Source organism: Cupriavidus consociatus (assembly GCF_017814975.1).
GTDB lineage: Bacteria > Pseudomonadota > Gammaproteobacteria > Burkholderiales > Burkholderiaceae > Cupriavidus > Cupriavidus consociatus.
In genome coordinates this window covers 1-434 of sequence record NZ_JAGIQA010000177.1, presented here as the reverse complement: position 1 = coordinate 434, position 434 = coordinate 1, and the positions used below count along the sequence as shown (strand labels likewise).

The following is a 434-nucleotide window of genomic DNA, read 5'->3' as shown; positions in this document are numbered from 1 at the left end:
CTGATCATCGTCACGCCGCTGGGCCTCGATGCCACCACCAGCGCGCTGCAGCAGGGCCTGGACCCGGCCCGCACCGTCGCCATCGACACGCTGCTGCCGTTCGAGGCCACCAAACGCCGTACGCTGATGACCACCCCGGCCACCAGCGCCGCCGCGCGTGACGCCGCGCATGGCCTCTTTGCCAGCGACGGCGTGCCGGTCACGCTGATCCGCGACTCGGCCGGCTTTGTGGCCCAGCGCGTGCTCTGCTGCATCATCAATATCGCCAGCGATATCGCGCAGCAGCGCATCGCCACGCCGGCGGACATCGACCTCGCCGTGAACCTCGGCCTCGGCTACCCGAAGGGCCCGCTGGCACTCGGCGACGCGGTCGGCCCGCAGCTGGTGCTCGAGACGCTGCGCAACATGGAAGCGCTGACCGGCGACATGCGCTA

1 protein-coding gene is annotated in these 434 nt (G+C 70.5%); it reads left to right on the top strand.

Features of this window, described 5'->3' with window-relative positions:
- Positions 1 to 434, top strand: a 434-nt coding sequence (locus J8I82_RS39990; RefSeq protein WP_245180701.1) for a 3-hydroxyacyl-CoA dehydrogenase family protein, incomplete at both ends; no start/stop codon positions are given.